Consider the following 18,352-nt stretch of genomic DNA (forward strand, 5'->3'; position numbering starts at 1 on the left):
AGGCCGGCAACGGAGCGGCATCGCTGGAATTACGTCACAGCCCCGGAGCTTGCGCAAGCCTGCCCCTTGGCAGGGTGCCGCCCACATCAGCCCACATGGCCTAAGCCAAGGCTAAGGCAGGTATGCCAAGCTGGAACCTCCGGACTGTGCCGATCAGCGACCCGCACGGACGGATGCGCCCCTTGTCCGCCGCTACGGAGCCTTGCCCGCCATGCATATCCTGGTCTTGGAAGATGACATCCCGCTGGGACATGCCATCGAGCAGGCCCTGAGCCGACAGGCTTATACCGTCACCTGGTTGCGCGAAGGGTCAGCCGGACTGCACGCCATCCGTGACCGCAGCGCCGATCTGGTCCTGCTTGATCTGGGGCTGCCGGGCAAGGATGGCATGGAGCTCATCAAGAGCGCCCGCCGCGCCGACATCAAGACGCCGATCCTGGTCATGACCGCCCGCGATGCCGTGGCGGCGCGGATCCAGGGTCTGGACGCCGGCGCCGATGATTATCTGGTCAAACCCTTCCATCTGGACGAGCTGATCGCCCGGATCCGCTCTCTGGCCCGTCGCGCCCATGGACTGGCCGCCAACCGGATCGAAGTCGGTGCACTGGCCATGGACCTGAGTCACGGCGAGGTCATCCATCGCGGCAAGCCGGTGGAGCTCAGTCGTCGCGAATTCGCCCTGCTGCAATCATTGATGGAGCAGGCCGGCCGCATCGTGCGCAGGGAAAGCCTGGAACACTCGATCTACGGACTGGACCCGGTCATCTCCTCCAGCGCGCTGGAAGTGCTGGTCCATCACCTGCGCCGCAAACTGGGCTTTGATGCTATCCGCACCGTCCGCGGCTTCGGTTACATGCTGCCCCGCGCGCCCGACTGAGGCTCACATGCGCCGAACCACGTGGAGCCTGCACTCGAGGCTGAGCTGGATGATCGCCGGAATGCTGGCGCTGGTACTGATGCCGCTGGGCATCTACAGCTTCAAGCGTACCGTCGGCGAAGTCGCCGAACTCTCGGATGGGCGCCTGGCCCAGGCCGCCCGGACTCAGGACACCTTGGCCGACTTCAGCCTGCGGCCGGCCGACCACACCGGCGCCCCGATCCTGATTCCCACCCGGGCTGTCGAGCCGACACGGAAGCCCCCTCGCAAGACCTACGAAACCGAGGTCGGTTTCCAATGGTTTGATCCGGCCGGCAAGCTGCAGGTAGCCACCGACAATATGGCCGGTCTGGCGCTGCCGGCACCGCAGGTCACCGGCTACCAGAACATCTGGCTGGACCATTACCGCTGGCGGATCTTCAATCTGCAGCGTTCCGGCCAGCGCGGCTGGATACGCGTCGCCGAACGCTACGACAGTCGTCACACCATTCTGCGCGCCCTCTGGTTCGACCACAGCATGCCCCTGCTGTTCGGTCTGCCGCTGCTGGCGGTGCTGGTCGGCTGGGCCGTGCGCCGCGGCTTGCGGCCACTGGACCAGTTGACCCGGTCCCTGCAGCAGCGGACCCCTGGCAGCCGCGAACCGATGCCGCACATGCCCTTGCCGGCAGAGCTGCAGCCGGTGATCGACGCGCTGGACGATATGCTGGAACGACTCGACGGCGCACTGGAACGCGAACGCCATTTCAGTGCCGATGTCGCCCATGAACTGCGCACACCGCTGGCCGCTACCACCTTGCATCTGGAAAACGCCATGCAGACCCGCGACCCGGCATGGCTGCGCGGATCGCTGGCCAGCGCCCATCATGCCCTGAATGCCTTGTCTCGACGGGTCGAACAATTGCTGGCTCTGGCCCGGCTGGAGTCCGGCGTAGCGACGGCCGTCCATGTACCGGTCAATCTCACGGCCGTGACCAAGGATGTGCTGGACGAGTTCGGCCCGCTGCTGCTGGAATCCGGCATCGACGTCAGCTTCCACCATCCTGGCCGGGATCTGCTGATCGATGGCTACGAAGCGGCGATCAACGCCTTGATCCGCAATCTGGTCGAAAACGCGATGCGTCACACACCGGTCGGCGGCGAAGTCCAGCTGCGGCTGGACACACAGGCCGGATCTCCCCAGCTGGAAGTCATCGACAGCGGACCGGGCATACCCGCGCATCTGCGCGAGCGGATGTTCGAACGCTTCGAGCGGGTGCCCGGCCAGCATCAGGACGGGCTGGGGCTGGGGCTTTCACTGGTCCGGCGCGCCGCACAGATGCATGGCGCCAGCATCGATCTGCTGGACCGGCCGGAAGGCAGCGGCTTGCGGGTGCGGGTGCGATTTCCGCCGCCCTCCAGCTGTCAGGCCGGGGACTGAACCCGACCCGGCGGCGGCATCAATCCTGATCCGGCTCGGCCTCGGGCGCATCCAGCCAGCCCATCACCACCTCGCGGGCCGTATCCACGCCCGTCATGTCACTGGAGGAAAACACCTGGGCTGAAAAACCTTCCGGACGCAGCGCCTGCAGACTTTTGCGCATGCTCAGCAAGGCCTGCCCGGCCTGGTTGCGCGACAACTTGTCGGCCTTGGTCAGCAGCACGTGGCAGGCCAGACCGGTGGCCTCGCAGAAATCCAGCATCATCCGGTCGAAGTCCTTCAACGGATGGCGGATATCCATGATCAGGATCACGCCACGCAGACTGCGGCGCTGATTCAGATAAGCATCGATCTCCTGGCGCCAGTGCGCGCGCAGGGCCTCCGGGACCTTGGCATAGCCGTAGCCCGGCAGATCGATCAGTCGCCGCGGACCTGCCGCGGCACGCCCGGCAGGCAGATCGAAAGCCACCATCTGCTGGGTCCGACCCGGTGTCTTGGAGGTGCGGGCCAACGCTTTCTGGCCGGTGAGCGCATTGAGGGCACTGGATTTGCCCGCATTGGAGCGCCCCGCAAACGCGACTTCGGCGCCACTGTCTTCGGGAAGCTGGGAAATCTGGTGCGCCGCCAGAATGAACTGGGCGCCTTGCAGGGGATTGGAAGCCATTCGCCACATTTGACCGGTCAACAAGCCATGATGATAATCGATCACTGCCCAAGCCGCCGTATGCGCTGATCAGCCATACCCATTCATCAGCGCGGAACCCTGTGACATGGCCGTACGCCTTATCGCTTTTTTCTGCCTCTGGGCCTCCGCCGGCCTGGTCTGGGCCGGTGCCGCCAGCCCCTGGGGCGGCCACGCCGACACCGGCAAGACCCGTATCGCCGTGTGCAGCGCCTGTCACGGCATGGACGGACAGGCATCGGCCCCCATCTATCCTTCACTGGCCGGCCAGCACGAGACCTATATCGTCAACCAGTTGAATGACTTCAAGCTCGGTCACCGCCGCAATCCGATCATGCTGGCCATGAGCCAGACGCTGAGCGAGCAGGACATGCATGACATCGGCGCCTGGTTCGCCAGCCAGTCCGGCCACCCGGCCGCCGCACCAGCGCCGGCCCCGGATGTCGCCGCCGGTGCCAGACTGTATCGAGGCGGTGATGCAGGCCGCCAGCTGCCGGCCTGCATGGCCTGCCATGGCGGTGACGCGCTGGGCAACCCGGGATCCGGCTACCCGAAACTGCGCGGCCAGAGCGCGACCTACCTGGTCAGTCGACTGACCGCCTGGCAGCAGGCCCGGTTGCCGGCGGGCCATCCGCATGCCGATATCATGCCCAGCATTGCCCGCCAGCTGAGTCCGGCCGATATCCAGGCACTGGCCGACTACTTGCAGCAGCTCGATACGGCAGCGGCGCCTTGAGCCAGCCGACTGGCCATGCCTCGTCATCGATGGTCCCCGCAGGCCTTGGCCACCGCCCGAATCAGCCGGCCGCGGTCTGCGACACGTCGAGTCAGGGTATGCTTGGAGCCGCCTCTTGCCGTTCCCCATTTACGGAGTCATTCATGTTGAAACGATTTGCCTTTCTCGGTGTTGCCGCCCTGGGTCTGAGTGCCTGCAGCCACTCCGGTCAGGATGCCTCGGCGCCGGCCAGCCCCCCGGCCGCGCCGGTGGCGGCCACCACCACGGCTCCCGCTGCGCCCTCGACCACGTCGACCGCGACCGCCGCAGCGGCTCCGGCCGCCACCACCGCGACCGCACCGGCCAGCCCGGGCAGCACCGCGGCACCGGCGGCCTCGAAAGCCTTCGTGGATGACGGTCGCTGGGTGGAAGGCAAGAACTACTTCACCATCGATCCGGCCCAGCCCACCACCCACCCGGGCAAGATCGAAGTCACCGAAGTGTTTTCCTATGGCTGCCCGGCCTGCAATGCGTTTCATCCCATCGTCGATACCATCGCCCACAATCTTCCCGCCAATGCGGTGATGACCTACCTGCCGGCCGGCTTCCGCCCGGACGAGAACTGGGTGGTCTACCAGCAGGCCTATTTCGCGGCGGCCGCGCTGGGCATTGCCGAGAAGACCTATGACGCCAGCTTCGACGGCGTCTGGAAGTCGGGCGAAATCAGCTCCTACAATCTCAGCACCGGTCAGCTGGCGCCGAAGTCGGCCTGGCCCGACATCAACAAGCTGGCCCAGTTCTACGGTCACTATGGGGTGGATCCCAAGGAATTCGTGGCCGTGGCCAACTCCTTTGCGGTCAAGACCCAGATCAATCGCGCCAACCAGATGATCGCCGCCTATGGTGTCGAAGGCACCCCGACCATCATCATCAACGGTCATTACCGCTTTGATCCGGGCTCGGCCGGTGGCTACACCCAGGCCGTCGCGCTGACCAAGTTCCTGGTCGCCAAGGAAGCCGCCGGCAAATAACCCTCATCCCGGTCCGGCGGGTTTTCATTGGTGCGGCCCGTTGCGACGGGCCGCCTCCGGCGCCGGATCCCGTCGGAACCCAGGAGATTCATGATGCTCAAGCACCTGTCCCGCTGGTGTCAGGCCGGCCTTTTTGCCAGCATGCTGCTCGGCACCGCGGCCTGCTCCGCCCAGCCCGCGTCCTCGGCACCCAACTACACCGATGGCGACGAATACATCACCCTGCCCCATCCGCAGCGCTACAGCGCGGACGGCAAGGTCGAAGTCGATGAAGTCTTTTCCTATGGCTGCATCCATTGCGCCGAGTTCGCCCCCCTGGCCGACAAGCTGCGCCGGTCGCTGCCGCCCGGTGTCGTCTTCAAGCTGATTCCCGCCGCCTTCAACGAGGCCTGGCTGCCGTTTGCCCAGGCCTATTACGCCTCGAAAGATCTGGGTCTGGTCGACCGTACCCATCTGCAGCTGTTCCAGGCCAAGTTCGGCGAGCACTATCCCATCAACAGCCTGGATGAACTGGCCGACTTCTATGCCCGCAACGGGGCCGACCGCGCCCGCTTCCTGCAGATCGCCAACTCGCCGGAGACGATGGCCAGGATCAAGCGCGATACGGCCCTGATCCAGCAATGGCAGGTCGACGGCACCCCGACCCTGATCGTGGACGGCAAGTATCGCGTCAACGAGGTCGAGTCCCGGCAGGAGCTGGCCGATGTGGCGTTGTGGCTGGCCAAGCGCGAACTGGCTGCCAAGGCCAAGTAGTCACCACCCTCCGGATCCGACCTCGATGACCGTCTCCCCGCTGCCGGCCGCGGAACGTCAACACTGGCACCTGCTCAGCTGCAATATCCTGGCGGGTGCCAGCATCGGACGTTACCGTGAATACGTGACGCGCAGCTTCAATGCCGTCCTCCCGGGCAAGACCAAGGTCGCGAATCTGGACCGGCTGGCCAGCTTGTTGCCCGATTTCGATCTGATCGGGTTGCAGGAGGCCGATGCCGGCAGCCTGCGCTCCGGCTTTCTCAACCAGACCCGTTATCTGGCCGAAGCCGCCGGCATGCCGTACTGGAGCCACCAGCCCAACCGGCCAGTGGCCGGTCTGGCCCATTCATCGAATGGCCTGATCAGCCGTATCCAGCCCGGAGCGGTCTTCGACTATCCCCTGCCCAGCCGGATTCCCGGGCGCGGCGCCCTGCTGGCGACCTTCGGCGAAGGCCGCCAGCAGCTGGCGGTGATGATCGCCCACCTGTCCCTCAGCGCGGCCGCGCGGATGCGCCAGCTGGCGATCATCGCCGAAATCCTGCAGGCCTATCCGCATGCGATCCTGATGGGCGATCTCAATGCCGATCTGGACAGTGCCGAACTGCAGCATTTCTTCCGGCGCTCATCGCTGCAGCCGGCCCTCACGCCACCGGCCACCTTTCCGAGCTGGAATCCTCGCAAGCGTCTCGACCATATCCTGACCTCGGGCGATATCCGGCTGGAGCGGGTCTGGGCGCTGCCGCAGGCTTTTTCCGACCATCTGCCGCTGGCGGCCGAGATCTCGCTGCCCAGCCAGGTCGCGGCAGCCGCTGCGCCCTGAGTCGAAAGCGATCGCGCCGGCAACGGACCGCCCCCTCGTCCAGGATGCGGAGATCACGCCTGGCCGCCTCGGTACAGCGGGCGGACTAAGGTACATTAAGCGGATTCTCCGCGTTGATGACCCCGCCAGGATTTCCGCATGCCGTCGTTTCATCACTTTGCCCGTCGCATCCGCCATCTGCTCTGGATGAGCGGCAGCCTGCTGGGCCTGGCCGGCGCAGTGCATGCCGCCAACCCCGGGGCCGGAACCGCGGCCCAGCGTCAGCAGTTCAAGACGGCCTGGGCATTGGCCCAGCAAGGCGGTGACGCCTGGCGGGCATCCGCCGCCGGCCTGGAACACTACCTGCTGTTTCCCTATCTGGAAGGTGCCGCCTTGCAGCATGACATCCGGCAACTGGATGCACGGCAGGTGGACGACTTCCGGCAACGCTATCCGGAGACCTTGCCGGCAGCCGACCTGCAGCGAGCCTTTCTGCGCGAACTCGCCCGTCGCCAGGACTGGAACGGTTTTCTGGCCCGCTATCAGGGCGGTGGCAACGAGCTCGCCTGTTTTGCCTTGCAGGCCCGGCTGGCCCATGGCCAGACACTGGACTTCAACCGCGACCTGGCCGGATTGTGGTCACAGGCAGCGCTGCCCAATGCCTGTGACCCCGTGCTGGCTGCGGCCCGACAGCAAGGACTCCTGACCCCGGAACGGCTGTGGCAGCGCATCGACCTCGCGCTGGAAGCCGGGGCCACCGGCACCGTCGCCAGTCTGGGCCAATGGCTGCCGACCGATCAGCAGACCACGGCCGCACATCTGGCCCAGGCCCTGCGTGACCCGGCCGGTGCCATCGCCGCCGCCGCCCAATGGCCGGATGCGCCGCGCGAACGCGAGGCCGCCCTCTCGGCGCTGACCCGACTGGCACGACGCGACTCGGCGCAGGCCGATCAGGCCTGGCCCGCGTTGCAGAGCCATTTCTACTGGGCACCCAGCCAGCTCGACCGTGTGCAGTATGCCCTGGCCTTGTATGCCGCCGCCGACTATCAGGACGATGCCCTGCAACGGCTGACCGCGCTGAAACCCGAGCTGCAGACGACTGCCACCCGGGCCTGGGCCGTCCGTGTAGCCCTCGCCCGCCAGGACTGGCCGCGCGTCCTGCAGGCCATCGCCGCCATGCCCGCCGAGGAGCAGAACACATCGGAGTGGCGCTACTTCAAGGCCCGTGCCCTGCAGGCCGACGGCCAGTCAGCGGCCGCTGACGCGATCTATGCAGGACTGGCCGGCCAGACCACGTACTACGGCTTTCTGGCGGCTGACCGGCTGCAGCGGAACTATCAGATCTGCCCGGACCAACCGGTGGTGGACTCCGCCGCCCAGCAACGCCTGCTGCAGGCTTCCATCGGCCTGCAACGGGCGCTGGAACTGGCGGCGGTGGGGCTGCCCTGGCAGGCCCGGCGGGAATGGAACCAGGCCCTGACCGGCCGTACCCCGGCCGAGCGCCGCCAGGCCGCCCTGCTGGCCTGGCAGGCGGGCTGGTATGACCGGGCCATCAGCCAGTTCAGCAGCGGGCCGGGGCTGCATTACTACGAGCAACGTTTTCCGCTGGACGAGAAGGATGGCGTGGTGGCCAAGGCCGCTCAGGCCGGAGTCGACCCCGCCTGGGCCTATGCGGTGATCCGCGCCGAAAGCGCCTGGATGCCCGATGCGCGCAGCGGAGCCGATGCCTGGGGCCTGATGCAGCTGGTGCCAGCCACCGGTCGGCAGCTGGCCGGCCAATACGGTCTGCCCTGGAACGGCACGGCCTCCCTGCTGGATCCGGCGACCAATATCAGTCTCGGAACCCGCTATCTGGCCCTGCTGGCCGGTCGCTACCAAGGCTCACCGTGGTTGACTTCGGTGGCCTACAACGCCGGACCGCAAAATCTGCAGCGCTGGCTGGATGCCAGGCCCGGGCTGGACCCCGATGTCTTTGTCGCCACGATTCCGTACCATGAAACCCGCGAGTATGCGACCCGGATACTGACCTTCTCCGTCGTGTACGATTGGCGGCTGCACCATGAGGTTCTCCGTATCAGCCAGCGCATGCCTCCACCGGGCCAGACCTATGCTCCCCCTGCCGCCGGCGGCCGGGTTCCCGTGCAATGCCCGGCCACGCCGGCACCGGCCCAGCCGGCCTCCGCCCGCGATCGCGCCGATGCCGAGGAAGCCTCGTGATACCCAGACGCATCGTGGTGCTGGGCGGCACCGGCTTTGTCGGCCACAGCCTGCTGGGTCAATTGTCGACACGCGGACATCGGCTGACCGTGCTGTCACGCCATCCCGAACGCCATCGGGATCTGGGCGTGCTGCCTTCGACGGTATTGCGTGCGGTGGACCTCGAGGATCCGGCCCAGCTGGCCCGTCATCTGGAGGGCGCCGATACGGTGATCAATCTGGTCGGCATTCTCAACCCCTCCGGCCGCCAGGGGTTCTCCCAGATCCATATCGATCTGCCGAAACGGCTGATCGCCGCCTGCAGGCTGGCCGGCGTGGCCGAGCTGCACCAGATGAGTGCGCTCAAGGCCGGTCAGGGCCTGTCACGCTATCTGAAGTCCCGCGGCGAAACCGAGCAGGTCGTGCGTCAATCCGGCCTGCGCTGGACCTTGTATCGGCCCAGCCTGATTTTCGGCCGGCATGACAGTCTGGTCGGGCGTTTTGCCCGGTTGCTGCGGACCTCGCCGGTATTTCCGCTGCCCAGGGCCCAGGTCAGACTGGCACCGACCTGGGTCGGTGATGTCGCCGAAGCCATCGTCCGCTGCGTCGAGCAGCCACTGCTGAGCCAGCACCAGACCTTCGAGCTGTATGGTCCGGAAACGCTTACCCTGGGCGAACTGGTGCATGCCATCCGCGATGCCGCCGGCCTGCGTACCCGCATCGTGGAACTGGGCGATGGCGCGGGCCGGCTGCTGGCCCAGCTCGGTCCCTGGCTGCCCGGGCGCCCCATGAGTCTGGACAATTTCCAGACCCTGCGGACCGACTCCGTCGGCAAGTCCGACGGCTACGCGACACTGGGCATCACCCCGCAAGGCATCCGCGCCTGGCTGCCTCTGCTGGTGGACCCGCAGGCCCCGCCCGCCCGCATGATCCAGTTGCCACGCTGAAGCGCAGGGGCCGGCCTGCAGCGTCCGGGCTGCCGCGAGCCGACTCATGGCTCGCGGCGATCCCGCGACCGGGTCCGCAGCCTATGGCCCGGTTCGACGATCAGCCGCGGTCCACGCCCCGCGCGGCCATGACTCGTCCCGTGAGCGGCCCGGTCATGGCAGAATCCACGGCATGGACATGTATCTGGTAGGCGGCGCCGTCCGCGACAAGAGGCTGGGACGCACGGGCGGTGATCGCGACCATGTGGTGGTCGGCGCGACGCCCGAGGAGATGCAGCGGCTGGGCTATCGGCCCGTGGGCAAGGACTTCCCGGTGTTTCTGCATCCCGAGACCCACGAGGAATACGCCCTGGCCCGTACCGAGCGCAAGGCCGGCCATGGCTATCGCGGCTTTGTCGTCCATGCCGCGCCGGACGTGAGTCTGGAGCAGGACCTGGGCCGCCGCGACCTGACCATCAATGCCATCGCCGAAGCGGCGGATGGCCGTCTGATCGATCCCTATGGCGGACTGGCGGACCTGGAAAACCGCGTGCTTCGACATGTTTCCGCCGCCTTTGTCGAGGACCCGGTACGCCTGCTGCGACTGGCCCGCTTCGCCGCCCGCTTCGCGTCCTATGGTTTCAGCATCGCCCCCGAAACCATGGCCTTGCTGCAGGACATGGTCCGGGCCGGCGAGATCGACCATCTGGTTCCCGAGCGGGTCTGGACCGAGACCCGCAAGGCCCTGGCCGAACCGGCCCCGTCGGTGTTCCTGCAAGTGCTGCGCGAAGCCGGGGCGCTGGCCGTGCTGTTTCCCGAAGTGGACGCCTTGTATGGCGTGCCGCAACGCGCCGAGTCACATCCCGAGATCGATGCCGGCCGGCATCTGGAACTGGCGCTGGACATGGCCGCACGCTTGCGCCCGGGTGACGATCTGGTCGGCTATGCGGTACTGGGCCACGATCTGGGCAAGGCGCTGACGCCCCCCGGACTGTGGCCCCGCCATCCCGGCCATGGCGAACAAGGCGTGGCGGCGGTACAGGCCATGTCGAAGCGCCTGCGGGTGCCGCAGGCGCATGCCAGCCTTGCGGCCATCGTCTGTCGCGACCATTTGCTGGCCCATCAGGCACCGCAACTGCCCGCCTCGACCGTGCTGCAACTGCTGACCCGTCTGGATGCGCTCAAGCGCCCCGAGCGTCTGGAAAGTTTCCTGGCCGCCTGCGAAGCCGATTTCCGCGGCCGCCAGGGCTGGCAGGATCGCGCCTATCCACAAGCCGGCTGGCTGCGACAGGCCTGCCGTGCCGCGGCCGCCATCTCCGCTCGCGATCTGATCCTGGACGGGCTCAGCGGCACCGCGATCGGCACCGCGCTGGCTGAGGCCCGCCAACAGGCGATCGCCGCCCTGGCCATGGATTAATCCTGGCGAAAGCCGCCGCCACTATAGTCCAGGCCTGATCATTGCCGTCAACGGCGTCGCCTCGGAGGGATTCCTCCGGTCGCTGCCGCCTTCGCCTGCCAGCCCGTCGGCTCGCTGGCGAAGGGTCACGGTATCTGCAAGCCATTCAAGGAGTGAACTCATGGGTATCGTGTCCGGCGATACGTCGGTCCGCCGGCGTATCCAGCCCCTGCTGTGGCTGATCGGCATCTATCTCGTCATCGGCCTGTTGAGCCGCAGCGTGCTGCTGGCCATGGCCGGCCCCGGCGTGCCGCACCACCCGGAACTGCTGGCCAGGATCTATGGCATCGGTCTGGGCTACGACCTGATCACCTCGCTGTACCTGGCCTGGCCGCTGCTGCTGTATCTGTGGCTGATGCCGACCGGGCAGCCGCGGGTTGCCACGCTTCGGCAATGGCTGCTGTGGCTGGCCAGCCTGGCGTTGGCGGCGCTGCTGATCATCGGCCTGGCTCGGCTCGGCCTGCATGCTTCGGCCCATGATGCCTTGCCCTTGCTGGCCCCCTTGCTGTTCGTGCTGCCGATCCCGGCCCTGGCCTACCGGCGGCGCAGCGGACAGATCGCCATCCACCTGCTGAGCGGACTGCTGCTGGCGACCATTCTGTTCGTGGCGATCTCCGAGTTCGTGTTCTGGGGGGAATTCAGCACTCGCTTCAACTTCATCGCGGTGGATTATCTGGTCTATACCACCGAGGTGATCGGCAATATCCGCGAGTCCTACCCGCTGGGACGCTGGCTGCTGTGCATGGTCGCGGCCACGCTGTGGCTGCTGTGGCTCAGCCGCAAGGCCTTGAGCACGGCGGGCGATGCCACGCCGTGGCGCTGGCGGATGGCGCTGGTAGCGATCTGGGCCGTGCTCACCGGCCTGTCACTGGCCACGATCAACGCCGGAAACAAGGACCACAGCGGCAATGCCTACGTCGATGCGCTGGCGGGCAACGGCATCTACCAGTTCTTCGCGGCCTTCCGCAGCAGCCACCTGGACTACGACCGCTTCTATGCGACCCTGCCCGGACAGGAGGCCTGGCAGCGGGTCCGCCAGGGCCTGCAGACGCCGGATGCCGAGTATCTCGGCACCGACCCTCATGATCTGACCCGGCTGATCCGCAACCCGGCTCCCGAGCGCCATCTCAACGTGGTGCTGATCAGCGTGGAAAGCCTCTCCGCGGACTATCTGGGTGCCTTCGGCGCCTCGCACGGAGCGCTGACCCCGCACCTGGATGCACTGGCCGGACAGAGTCTGTTCTTCACCCGGGTCTATGCCAACGGCACCCGTACCGTGCGCGGACTGGAGGCCTTGTCGCTGTCGGTGCCGCCGACGCCGGGGGATTCCATCATCAAGGAAGCCCACAACGAGAACCTCTTCAGCCTGGCCGGGATCTTCAACCACCGGGGCTATCGTTCCGAGTTCGTCTATGGCGGCTACGGTTACTTCGACAACATGAATGATTTCTTCAGCCACAACGGCTATGCCGCCGTGGACCGCACCGCCATCCCTGCCTCGATGACGATCCATGGCGAGAATGTCTGGGGCGTGGCCGACGAGGACCTGTACAGCCTGGCCCTGCGGCAGATGGATGGCATTCATGCCCGGGGCCAGCCGTTTTTTCTGCATATCATGACCACCACCAACCATCGGCCCTTCACCTTCCCGGCCGGCCGGGTGGCCCAGCGCAACGGTACCCGCGAAGGCACCATCGCCTATACCGACTGGTCGATCGATGATTTTCTGCGGCGTGCCCGCCGCAGACCCTGGTTCGATGACACCGTCTTCGTGATTACCGCCGACCACGATGCCTCCAGTGCCGGCCGGGCCAGCATCCCGCTGAACCGTTATCACATTCCCTTGTGGATCTATGCACCGAAATACATCCGGCCGGCCCGGATCGATCGTCTGATGAGCCAGATCGACATCCCGCCGACGTTGCTCGGCCTGCTGCATTTCAGCTACCGCAGCCGCTTTTTCGGCCGTGACCTGTTCCAGACCCCGGCCGGACGCGAGCAGATCTTTCCGGGAACCTATGAAAAACTGGGCTATTCCCGTGGCCAGGTCCTGAGCATCACCGAGCCCGGCCGGCGCATCGAGCAGTTCAGAGCCGACTTCGAGCATGGGGAGGCCCTGTCCTTGCATCCACAGGATCAGGAACTGGCCCGCACCACCATGGCCTACTACCAGGTCGCCAGCGAGATGTTCAAGCAGGGCGGCATGCGCCATATTCCGGCCGATGACTTGCCCGTTCCCCCGAGGGCGGGCGGCAGCGCATCGACACCGGCCGTCGCCGCCAGCACGGCGCGGCCCTGAAGCCTGCGGCGGCGCAGGTGCGCCGCCGTCCCGGCAGTCACAGACGGTGGCGTTGATCCACCGAAGCCCAACGCTGCAGACCGAAGGCCGAAGTATCGCCCCGGCCCAGCAGCATCACCTGGAAACGCTCGCCCATATGTTCGGGCATGGTCAGTTGCCGGACCTGGCCGGCCAGGGCCATCTGCCGCCGCGGATCATCGCTGGCCTGATACAGGGATTCGAAGCGCGTCTGCAGACCGCTGGCCAACAGCCAGCCCGCCTGACTGGCAAGCAGCTCCACGCTGAATCCGGCAGCAAAAGCGGCTCGGGCCAGCGCGCTGAAGTCCACCGAGGCCGTGAGATCATCCAGGCCCGGCAGATGAAACGCATCGGCATGCGCCCGATGCCTGAAATAGGCCATCAAGGTGCCGTCATCCCGCTCCGGCAGATAATACTCGGCGGCCGGATAGCCGTAATCCACCCAGACGGCCAGTCCTGAGCGAAGCGAGCCGCCCACGGCATCCAGCCAGGCATCCAGCTGCGGCCGCAATTCGGAACGGTAGCCATCCGCGAAAGGCCGCCCCAGCGTCGATTCCAAAGCACGGACCGCCGCGACCAGTTCGCCATCGGCCGGCAGATCCAGAGTCTGGAACCCGCCTTGCGAGCCCAGATCGACATGTTCCTCGAAAACCTCGCCGGCATGGATCGCGAACCGTGTCGCCGGCAAGGCATCAATCACCTCGTTGGCCAGCAACACCCCTCGCCAGGCGACCGTCGGCGGGCTGTCCAGCCATTCCACGCGGCGCAGCAGATCCTCGGGCAGGCAGGCTTGCAGATGCCGGTGCTGGCGCTCGCGCAGGTCGGCACTGGGCTCCAGGATCCGGTAACGGGCCGGCACCACGCCGTTCGCGGCCAGCGCCAGCAGAAGATCAGCGGCCAGTGCACCGCTGCCGCCGCCCAGTTCCAGAATGTCCGCCGAGTCCTCGGCCAGGGCCCTCAGGCAGGGCGCGATGGCGTCGGCGAGGCAACCGGCAAACAGACAGCCCAGTTCAGGCGCGGTGACGAAATCACCGGCCGCCCCGAACTTGGTGGCGCCGGCACTGTAATAGCCCAGGCCCGGGCTGTACAGGCAGGCTTCCATATAGCTTGAAAACGGGATCGGCCCCCGCGCCCGGATCAGGTCGGCAATCTGCCGGCGCAATTGCAGGGAATGAGCCTGTTCATCAGGGCCAGGAGCGGGAAGGCGGATCTGCATGGAGCCTGGATCGAAACCGGAGAGGCCGACAGGATACTCCAGCGGCCGGCACCGTACAGCCCGCCGTTGTGCAACGCGAAGGGGCCGGCATGGCCGGCCCCGGAGGCGGATCAGAAGCTGAAGTCCTTCTGGAAACTGAACATGATCGCTCGCCGCGGTCCGAACTGCGGAGCACCCACGCCCACGCCCTCGCCGTCACGCAGCTCGTAAGTGCGATCCAGCGCATTGACGAAGGCCAGCTGGGTATGCAGCGGGCCGGTGCCCGACAAGCTGAAATCGTGGGATACGCTCAGATTCATCTGGAAGTAATACGGCAGGCGCGCGCCGTTGGGCACTTCGTCCGTATCGGTACGCAGGCCGCTGCCGAGCAGATAGTTCATCCCGAACTTGGTCTTGCCGTCGGGCAAAGTCCAGTTCACGCCACCGGACGAAGTGTAGCGCTGGTCGTGATCCAGAAAAATGTAATTGGCGGCGATATAAGCCAGCTCGTCGTTGCCGAAATTGTACTGGCTGGTGATGACGTGCTTGCCCTGGGCCTTGCTGTAGGCCACGTTGAAATAGGCGCTGAACGGTCCGTTCTGGTAGTTGGCGGTGAACTCGGCACCGCGTACCCGGCCCAGACCGTAATTGAAGGTCGAATAAATGTAGGCGGCGCCGAACTGACCCTCGTCCTGGATCCGCTTCACGTCACGGTAATAGCCATCCAGCCCCAGGGTCCAGTGCGAACCGATGTTCTGCGAAATGCCGAAATCGTAATAGTTCGAACGTTCGGCCAGCGGCGTGTTGTTGCCGTAGTTCTGCACCGCATTGGTGGTGCCGGCAAACCGGGAGATATCGGCTCCCGAAATCAGCTCGGTCGCGGGCGGCGTGAAGTAGCGCGAATAGGCGGCATGGATGGTGGTGCTGTCCGTGGCCTGCCAGATGACGCCGAAGCGCGGGCTGATCTGGCTCTCCACCCGGAAGGCGCTGTAACGGTCGGCCCGGAAGCCGTAATTGATGGTCCAGTCCTCGCCGATATTCCACTCGTCCTGGACATAGGCGGCCCAGGTCCTGGCATTGAAGCGCTGGTTCTGGTTGATCTGCAACGGAGTGGTGCTGGCCTGGTTGCCGTCGGCATCCGCCGGGAAGGTCCAGTTCTGGCTGCCGTCCACGGCTTGTTCGAAGTCGCCGTACAAGCCGTAGCGCAGGGTATGGGAATCACCCAGCGGAGTCGAGAAATCCGCCTGCAGGGTATCGGCACGGTTGCTGCGGCCGATCTGCGAGGCGACGCCATTGAACATCAGGTCGCCTATGATGTCCGGGCTGTAGTCGACACTGCTGTAGCGCTGGCCGATAGAGACCTGATAGTCGGTGCTGCCGGCGATCTTGCCCTGCAGGATCAGATTCACGAAGCGGGTGTTCTCGCTCTGGTTCTCGTTCAGCAAGGATGAGTCGAAGCTGGTGCGATCCTCGTAACCGAAACCGGGCGTCTGGCCGCTGATATTCGGAATCTGGAAACGGTTGTTGGCATAGCCGGCCATCAGGCTGATGCGGGTATCGTCATTGATCAGATAGGTCAGGTCGCCGAAAGCCTTGCCCTGATGGGTCTGGTCATGGACGGCCTTGATGCCCTTCTGGGGATTCTCCATGCCCAGACTGTCGCCCAGATAATTGGCCGTCAGAAACCAGCTCCAGCGCCCCTTGTTGCCATACAGGGACAGATTGGGGTTCAAGGTGTTGTTGGCGCCGATCATCGCCCCCACGCTGCCGCCATTGCCCAGCTGCGAACCGCTCTTGGTGGTGATGTCGACCACGGCCGCGGTGCGCTCGCCGAACTGGGCCGGCAGCGCGCCATCCAGCAGTTTCACATTGGAAATCAGACGCGGATCAATGGTCTGGCCGAAGCCCGAGATCGATTCCGGCAGAATCACGCCGTTGATGCGATACTGCAGATTGGCATGATCACCACGGACGTGGATGCCGCCATACGAGTCCTGGACCACGCCCGGCGCTTGCAGCAGGACCTGGTTCAAGGGCGTCGATGCGCCCAGCGGCAACTGTTCGATATCCTTGGCGGTGATGACATACTGACTGCTGCCGATATCCGGCGACAAGGCATTGCGGGCCGCATCCAGATCGGCTTCCACCGAAACCGCGCCCAGCGTCGAGGCATGCTCGGCGGCGGGCAGCGTCTGGCGATTGCGTGCCACCGGCCGCACCGCCCGGTTGTGCGACGGACTCGAGTCGGCTGTCGCCGCCTCGCGGCTGCTGTCGTCCACGGACGAGGCGGCGGCAACCTGCGTCATCGCGCCCAGCGCCATCATCAAGCTCAGGAAGAGCGGCTTTCGAAACATGGTGGATACCCCTGAAGAACATTCGGCATTAACTGTAATGTAACGTTATAATATTACAAGTCCCTGCAACTACCCTATCCCATAAGTCATGGGTCGCGCCGCGATGGTGTTGCTGGAGGCTTCAGGTCGCTGCGATACACTGGCCCCATGCCAGATGGAAGCCAGATGCGATGAACAAGCTGCCCGACATCCCTGCAGACGATGGCGCCGGCGCAGGGCTGGCCAAGGCGCTGACCGATTTTCTCGGCCAGATCCCGGCCAGCGATCTGCCGCACCAGGCCAGCCCGGAAGCCAGTGCCCGCCGTATCGGCGTCAATGCCGCCCGCAAGGCCGCGATGACTGCCGGTTCACTGGCCTTGCCGCCCGGCCCCATGGGCTGGCTGACGGTACTGCCTGAACTGGTCGCCATCTGGAAGATCCAGGCCCAGATGGTCAGCGACATCGCGGCCACCTATGGCCGGCATGCCGTGCTGGGCCGCGAACAGATGCTGTGGTGCCTGTTCCGGCACAGTGCCGCCCAGGCTTTCCGCGGCATCGTGGTGCACTCCGGCAACCGGCTGCTGTTCCGCAGTCTCACCCATGGCGCCCTGCGACAGCTGATCCGCAAGATCGGCCTGCGTCTGACCCAGCGCAGCATCGGCCGCGGTCTGGCCCGCTGGCTGCCCCTGCTGGGTGCGGCCGGCGTCGCCGGCTTCGCGATGCGTGATACCCGCAAGGTCGCCGACAATGCCATCGAACTGTTCAGCCATCCGTTGGGTCAGCTGGAGAGCGAGCCCGCCCCCCCCGCCGCCAAGGCGGGTCACTGAGTCCCCTTGCCGGCCGTCCCCTGATCACCGACGATGCAGGCCACTCCCCAGGAAGCCCTTGTCATGTCTGCAACCACCGAAGCGCCGGTGGCCCTGGTGACCGGCGCCGGTCAACGCATCGGCACCGCCATCGCACGCCACTTGCACCAGGCCGGCTACCGTATCGCCGTGCATTACCGTCGCTCGGCCGCATCGGCCCGCCAGCTGGCCGCCGAACTCGAAGCCGCTCGCCCCGCCAGCAGCCTGCTGCTGCAGGCTGATCTGGCCGATATCGGAGCCTTGCCGGCACGGGTCAAGGCCGTGATCGATGGCTTCGGCCGACTGGATCTGCTGGTCAACAATGCTTCGGCCTTCTATCCCACGCCCCTGGGCCAGATCAGCGAAACCGCCTGGGACGACGTGTTCGCCGCCAATGCCAAGGCACCGCTGTTTCTGGCCCAGGCGGCCGCGCCCTGGCTCAAGGCCAGTCGTGGCAGCATCGTCAACCTGACCGATATCTATGCCGAGCGCGGTCTGGCCGATCACCCTGTCTACGTGATGGCCAAGGCGGCGCTGGTCGCGATGACCCGGACTCTGGCCATCGACCTCGCTCCGGAAGTGCGGGTCAATGCAGTCGCGCCGGGAGCGATCCTGTGGCCGCAACAGGATCCCGGCGAGCAGCAGCAGGCGATCATGGCCAGAACCCCGCTGGGCCGTACCGGCGAGCCGGCGGATATCGCCTCGGCCGTGCTGTGGCTGGCCGCAGGCGCCCCCTATGTCAGCGGCCAGGTACTGGCCATCGATGGCGGCCGCAGCGTGAATATCTGATTCTTCCCGCCCGCCGGAGAG

The 18,352-nt window shown here is 65.9% G+C and carries 15 protein-coding genes; 12 read left to right on the top strand and 3 right to left on the bottom strand.

Annotation, left to right across the window (positions count from 1 at the left end):
* Window positions 1-211 precede the first annotated feature (211 nt).
* On the top strand, window positions 212-877 hold the full coding sequence (locus tag FRAAU_RS13400) for a response regulator (RefSeq protein ID WP_014404053.1): 666 nt from the start codon (window positions 212-214) through the stop codon (window positions 875-877).
* Between the two features lie 7 nt (window positions 878-884).
* Complete coding sequence (locus FRAAU_RS13405) at window positions 885-2,294, top strand: ATP-binding protein (protein WP_014404054.1); 1,410 nt, start codon at window positions 885-887, stop codon at window positions 2,292-2,294.
* A 19-nt stretch (window positions 2,295-2,313) separates the two neighbouring features.
* Here FRAAU_RS13405 and yihA read toward each other — a convergent pair whose 3' ends face one another.
* Window positions 2,314-2,958, bottom strand: a complete 645-nt coding sequence (gene yihA / locus FRAAU_RS13410) for a ribosome biogenesis GTP-binding protein YihA/YsxC (protein WP_174269764.1) — start codon at window positions 2,956-2,958, stop codon at window positions 2,314-2,316.
* Window positions 2,959-3,064: 106 nt separating this feature from the next.
* On the opposite strand from yihA, the gene FRAAU_RS13415 reads away from it, so the two are divergent.
* The 8 genes from FRAAU_RS13415 (at window position 3,065) to FRAAU_RS13450 (ending at window position 13,151) form a co-directional block, all read left to right on the top strand.
* Complete coding sequence (locus FRAAU_RS13415; RefSeq protein ID WP_014404056.1) at window positions 3,065-3,712, top strand: c-type cytochrome; 648 nt, start codon at window positions 3,065-3,067, stop codon at window positions 3,710-3,712.
* 143 nt (window positions 3,713-3,855) lie between these two features.
* Window positions 3,856-4,722, top strand: a complete 867-nt coding sequence (locus tag FRAAU_RS13420) for a thiol:disulfide interchange protein DsbA/DsbL (RefSeq protein WP_014404057.1) — start codon at window positions 3,856-3,858, stop codon at window positions 4,720-4,722.
* 93 nt (window positions 4,723-4,815) lie between these two features.
* Window positions 4,816-5,475: a thiol:disulfide interchange protein DsbA/DsbL gene (locus FRAAU_RS13425; RefSeq protein ID WP_014404058.1), complete on the top strand. Its 660-nt coding sequence runs from the start codon at window positions 4,816-4,818 to the stop codon at window positions 5,473-5,475.
* A 25-nt stretch (window positions 5,476-5,500) separates the two neighbouring features.
* Window positions 5,501-6,295, top strand: coding sequence for an endonuclease/exonuclease/phosphatase family protein (locus tag FRAAU_RS13430; RefSeq protein WP_014404059.1), 795 nt, complete (start codon window positions 5,501-5,503; stop codon window positions 6,293-6,295).
* Between the two features lie 138 nt (window positions 6,296-6,433).
* Window positions 6,434-8,491, top strand: coding sequence for a transglycosylase SLT domain-containing protein (locus tag FRAAU_RS13435; RefSeq protein WP_014404060.1), 2,058 nt, complete (start codon window positions 6,434-6,436; stop codon window positions 8,489-8,491).
* Window positions 8,488-9,417, top strand: a complete 930-nt coding sequence (locus FRAAU_RS13440) for a complex I NDUFA9 subunit family protein (RefSeq protein ID WP_014404061.1) — start codon at window positions 8,488-8,490, stop codon at window positions 9,415-9,417. Before FRAAU_RS13435 ends, FRAAU_RS13440 begins: the two co-directional genes overlap by 4 nt.
* A 172-nt stretch (window positions 9,418-9,589) precedes the next feature.
* Entirely contained in the window at window positions 9,590-10,813 is a 1,224-nt protein-coding gene (locus FRAAU_RS13445; RefSeq protein WP_041270597.1) for a multifunctional CCA addition/repair protein, read from the top strand.
* 160 nt (window positions 10,814-10,973) lie between these two features.
* Window positions 10,974-13,151 carry an LTA synthase family protein gene (locus FRAAU_RS13450; protein WP_014404063.1) on the top strand — a complete coding sequence of 726 codons (2,178 nt, stop codon included), beginning with the start codon at window positions 10,974-10,976 and terminating at the stop codon, window positions 13,149-13,151.
* Window positions 13,152-13,188: 37 nt separating this feature from the next.
* Here the strand turns inward: FRAAU_RS13450 and FRAAU_RS13455 are convergent, their stop codons facing one another.
* Complete coding sequence (locus tag FRAAU_RS13455; protein ID WP_014404064.1) at window positions 13,189-14,385, bottom strand: class I SAM-dependent methyltransferase; 1,197 nt, start codon at window positions 14,383-14,385, stop codon at window positions 13,189-13,191.
* A gap of 110 nt (window positions 14,386-14,495) precedes the next feature.
* Entirely contained in the window at window positions 14,496-16,718 is a 2,223-nt protein-coding gene (locus FRAAU_RS13460) for a TonB-dependent receptor (RefSeq protein WP_014404065.1), read from the bottom strand.
* A gap of 170 nt (window positions 16,719-16,888) precedes the next feature.
* Here FRAAU_RS13460 and FRAAU_RS13465 point away from each other — a divergent pair, with 170 nt between their 5' ends.
* Window positions 16,889-17,524: a hypothetical protein gene (locus FRAAU_RS13465; RefSeq protein WP_014404066.1), complete on the top strand. Its 636-nt coding sequence runs from the start codon at window positions 16,889-16,891 to the stop codon at window positions 17,522-17,524.
* Between the two features lie 63 nt (window positions 17,525-17,587).
* Window positions 17,588-18,331: a pteridine reductase gene (locus FRAAU_RS13470; RefSeq protein WP_014404067.1), complete on the top strand. Its 744-nt coding sequence runs from the start codon at window positions 17,588-17,590 to the stop codon at window positions 18,329-18,331.
* Window positions 18,332-18,352 lie beyond the last annotated feature (21 nt).

The organism is Frateuria aurantia DSM 6220, assembly GCF_000242255.2.
GTDB lineage: Bacteria > Pseudomonadota > Gammaproteobacteria > Xanthomonadales > Rhodanobacteraceae > Frateuria > Frateuria aurantia.

Bases quoted from the DNA above. Each gene is read 5' to 3' on its own strand.
- FRAAU_RS13400 (WP_014404053.1), top strand. From the start codon at position 212: ATGCATATCCTGGTCTTGGAAGATGACATCCCGCTGGGACATGCCATC.
- FRAAU_RS13405 (WP_014404054.1), top strand. From the start codon at position 885: ATGCGCCGAACCACGTGGAGCCTGCACTCGAGGCTGAGCTGGATGATC.
- yihA (WP_174269764.1), bottom strand. From the start codon at position 2,958: ATGGCTTCCAATCCCCTGCAAGGCGCCCAGTTCATTCTGGCGGCGCAC.
- FRAAU_RS13415 (WP_014404056.1), top strand. From the start codon at position 3,065: ATGGCCGTACGCCTTATCGCTTTTTTCTGCCTCTGGGCCTCCGCCGGC.
- FRAAU_RS13420 (WP_014404057.1), top strand. From the start codon at position 3,856: ATGTTGAAACGATTTGCCTTTCTCGGTGTTGCCGCCCTGGGTCTGAGT.
- FRAAU_RS13425 (WP_014404058.1), top strand. From the start codon at position 4,816: ATGCTCAAGCACCTGTCCCGCTGGTGTCAGGCCGGCCTTTTTGCCAGC.
- FRAAU_RS13430 (WP_014404059.1), top strand. From the start codon at position 5,501: ATGACCGTCTCCCCGCTGCCGGCCGCGGAACGTCAACACTGGCACCTG.
- FRAAU_RS13435 (WP_014404060.1), top strand. From the start codon at position 6,434: ATGCCGTCGTTTCATCACTTTGCCCGTCGCATCCGCCATCTGCTCTGG.
- FRAAU_RS13445 (WP_041270597.1), top strand. From the start codon at position 9,590: ATGGACATGTATCTGGTAGGCGGCGCCGTCCGCGACAAGAGGCTGGGA.
- FRAAU_RS13450 (WP_014404063.1), top strand. From the start codon at position 10,974: ATGGGTATCGTGTCCGGCGATACGTCGGTCCGCCGGCGTATCCAGCCC.
- FRAAU_RS13455 (WP_014404064.1), bottom strand. From the start codon at position 14,385: ATGCAGATCCGCCTTCCCGCTCCTGGCCCTGATGAACAGGCTCATTCC.
- FRAAU_RS13460 (WP_014404065.1), bottom strand. From the start codon at position 16,718: ATGTTTCGAAAGCCGCTCTTCCTGAGCTTGATGATGGCGCTGGGCGCG.
- FRAAU_RS13465 (WP_014404066.1), top strand. From the start codon at position 16,889: ATGAACAAGCTGCCCGACATCCCTGCAGACGATGGCGCCGGCGCAGGG.
- FRAAU_RS13470 (WP_014404067.1), top strand. From the start codon at position 17,588: ATGTCTGCAACCACCGAAGCGCCGGTGGCCCTGGTGACCGGCGCCGGT.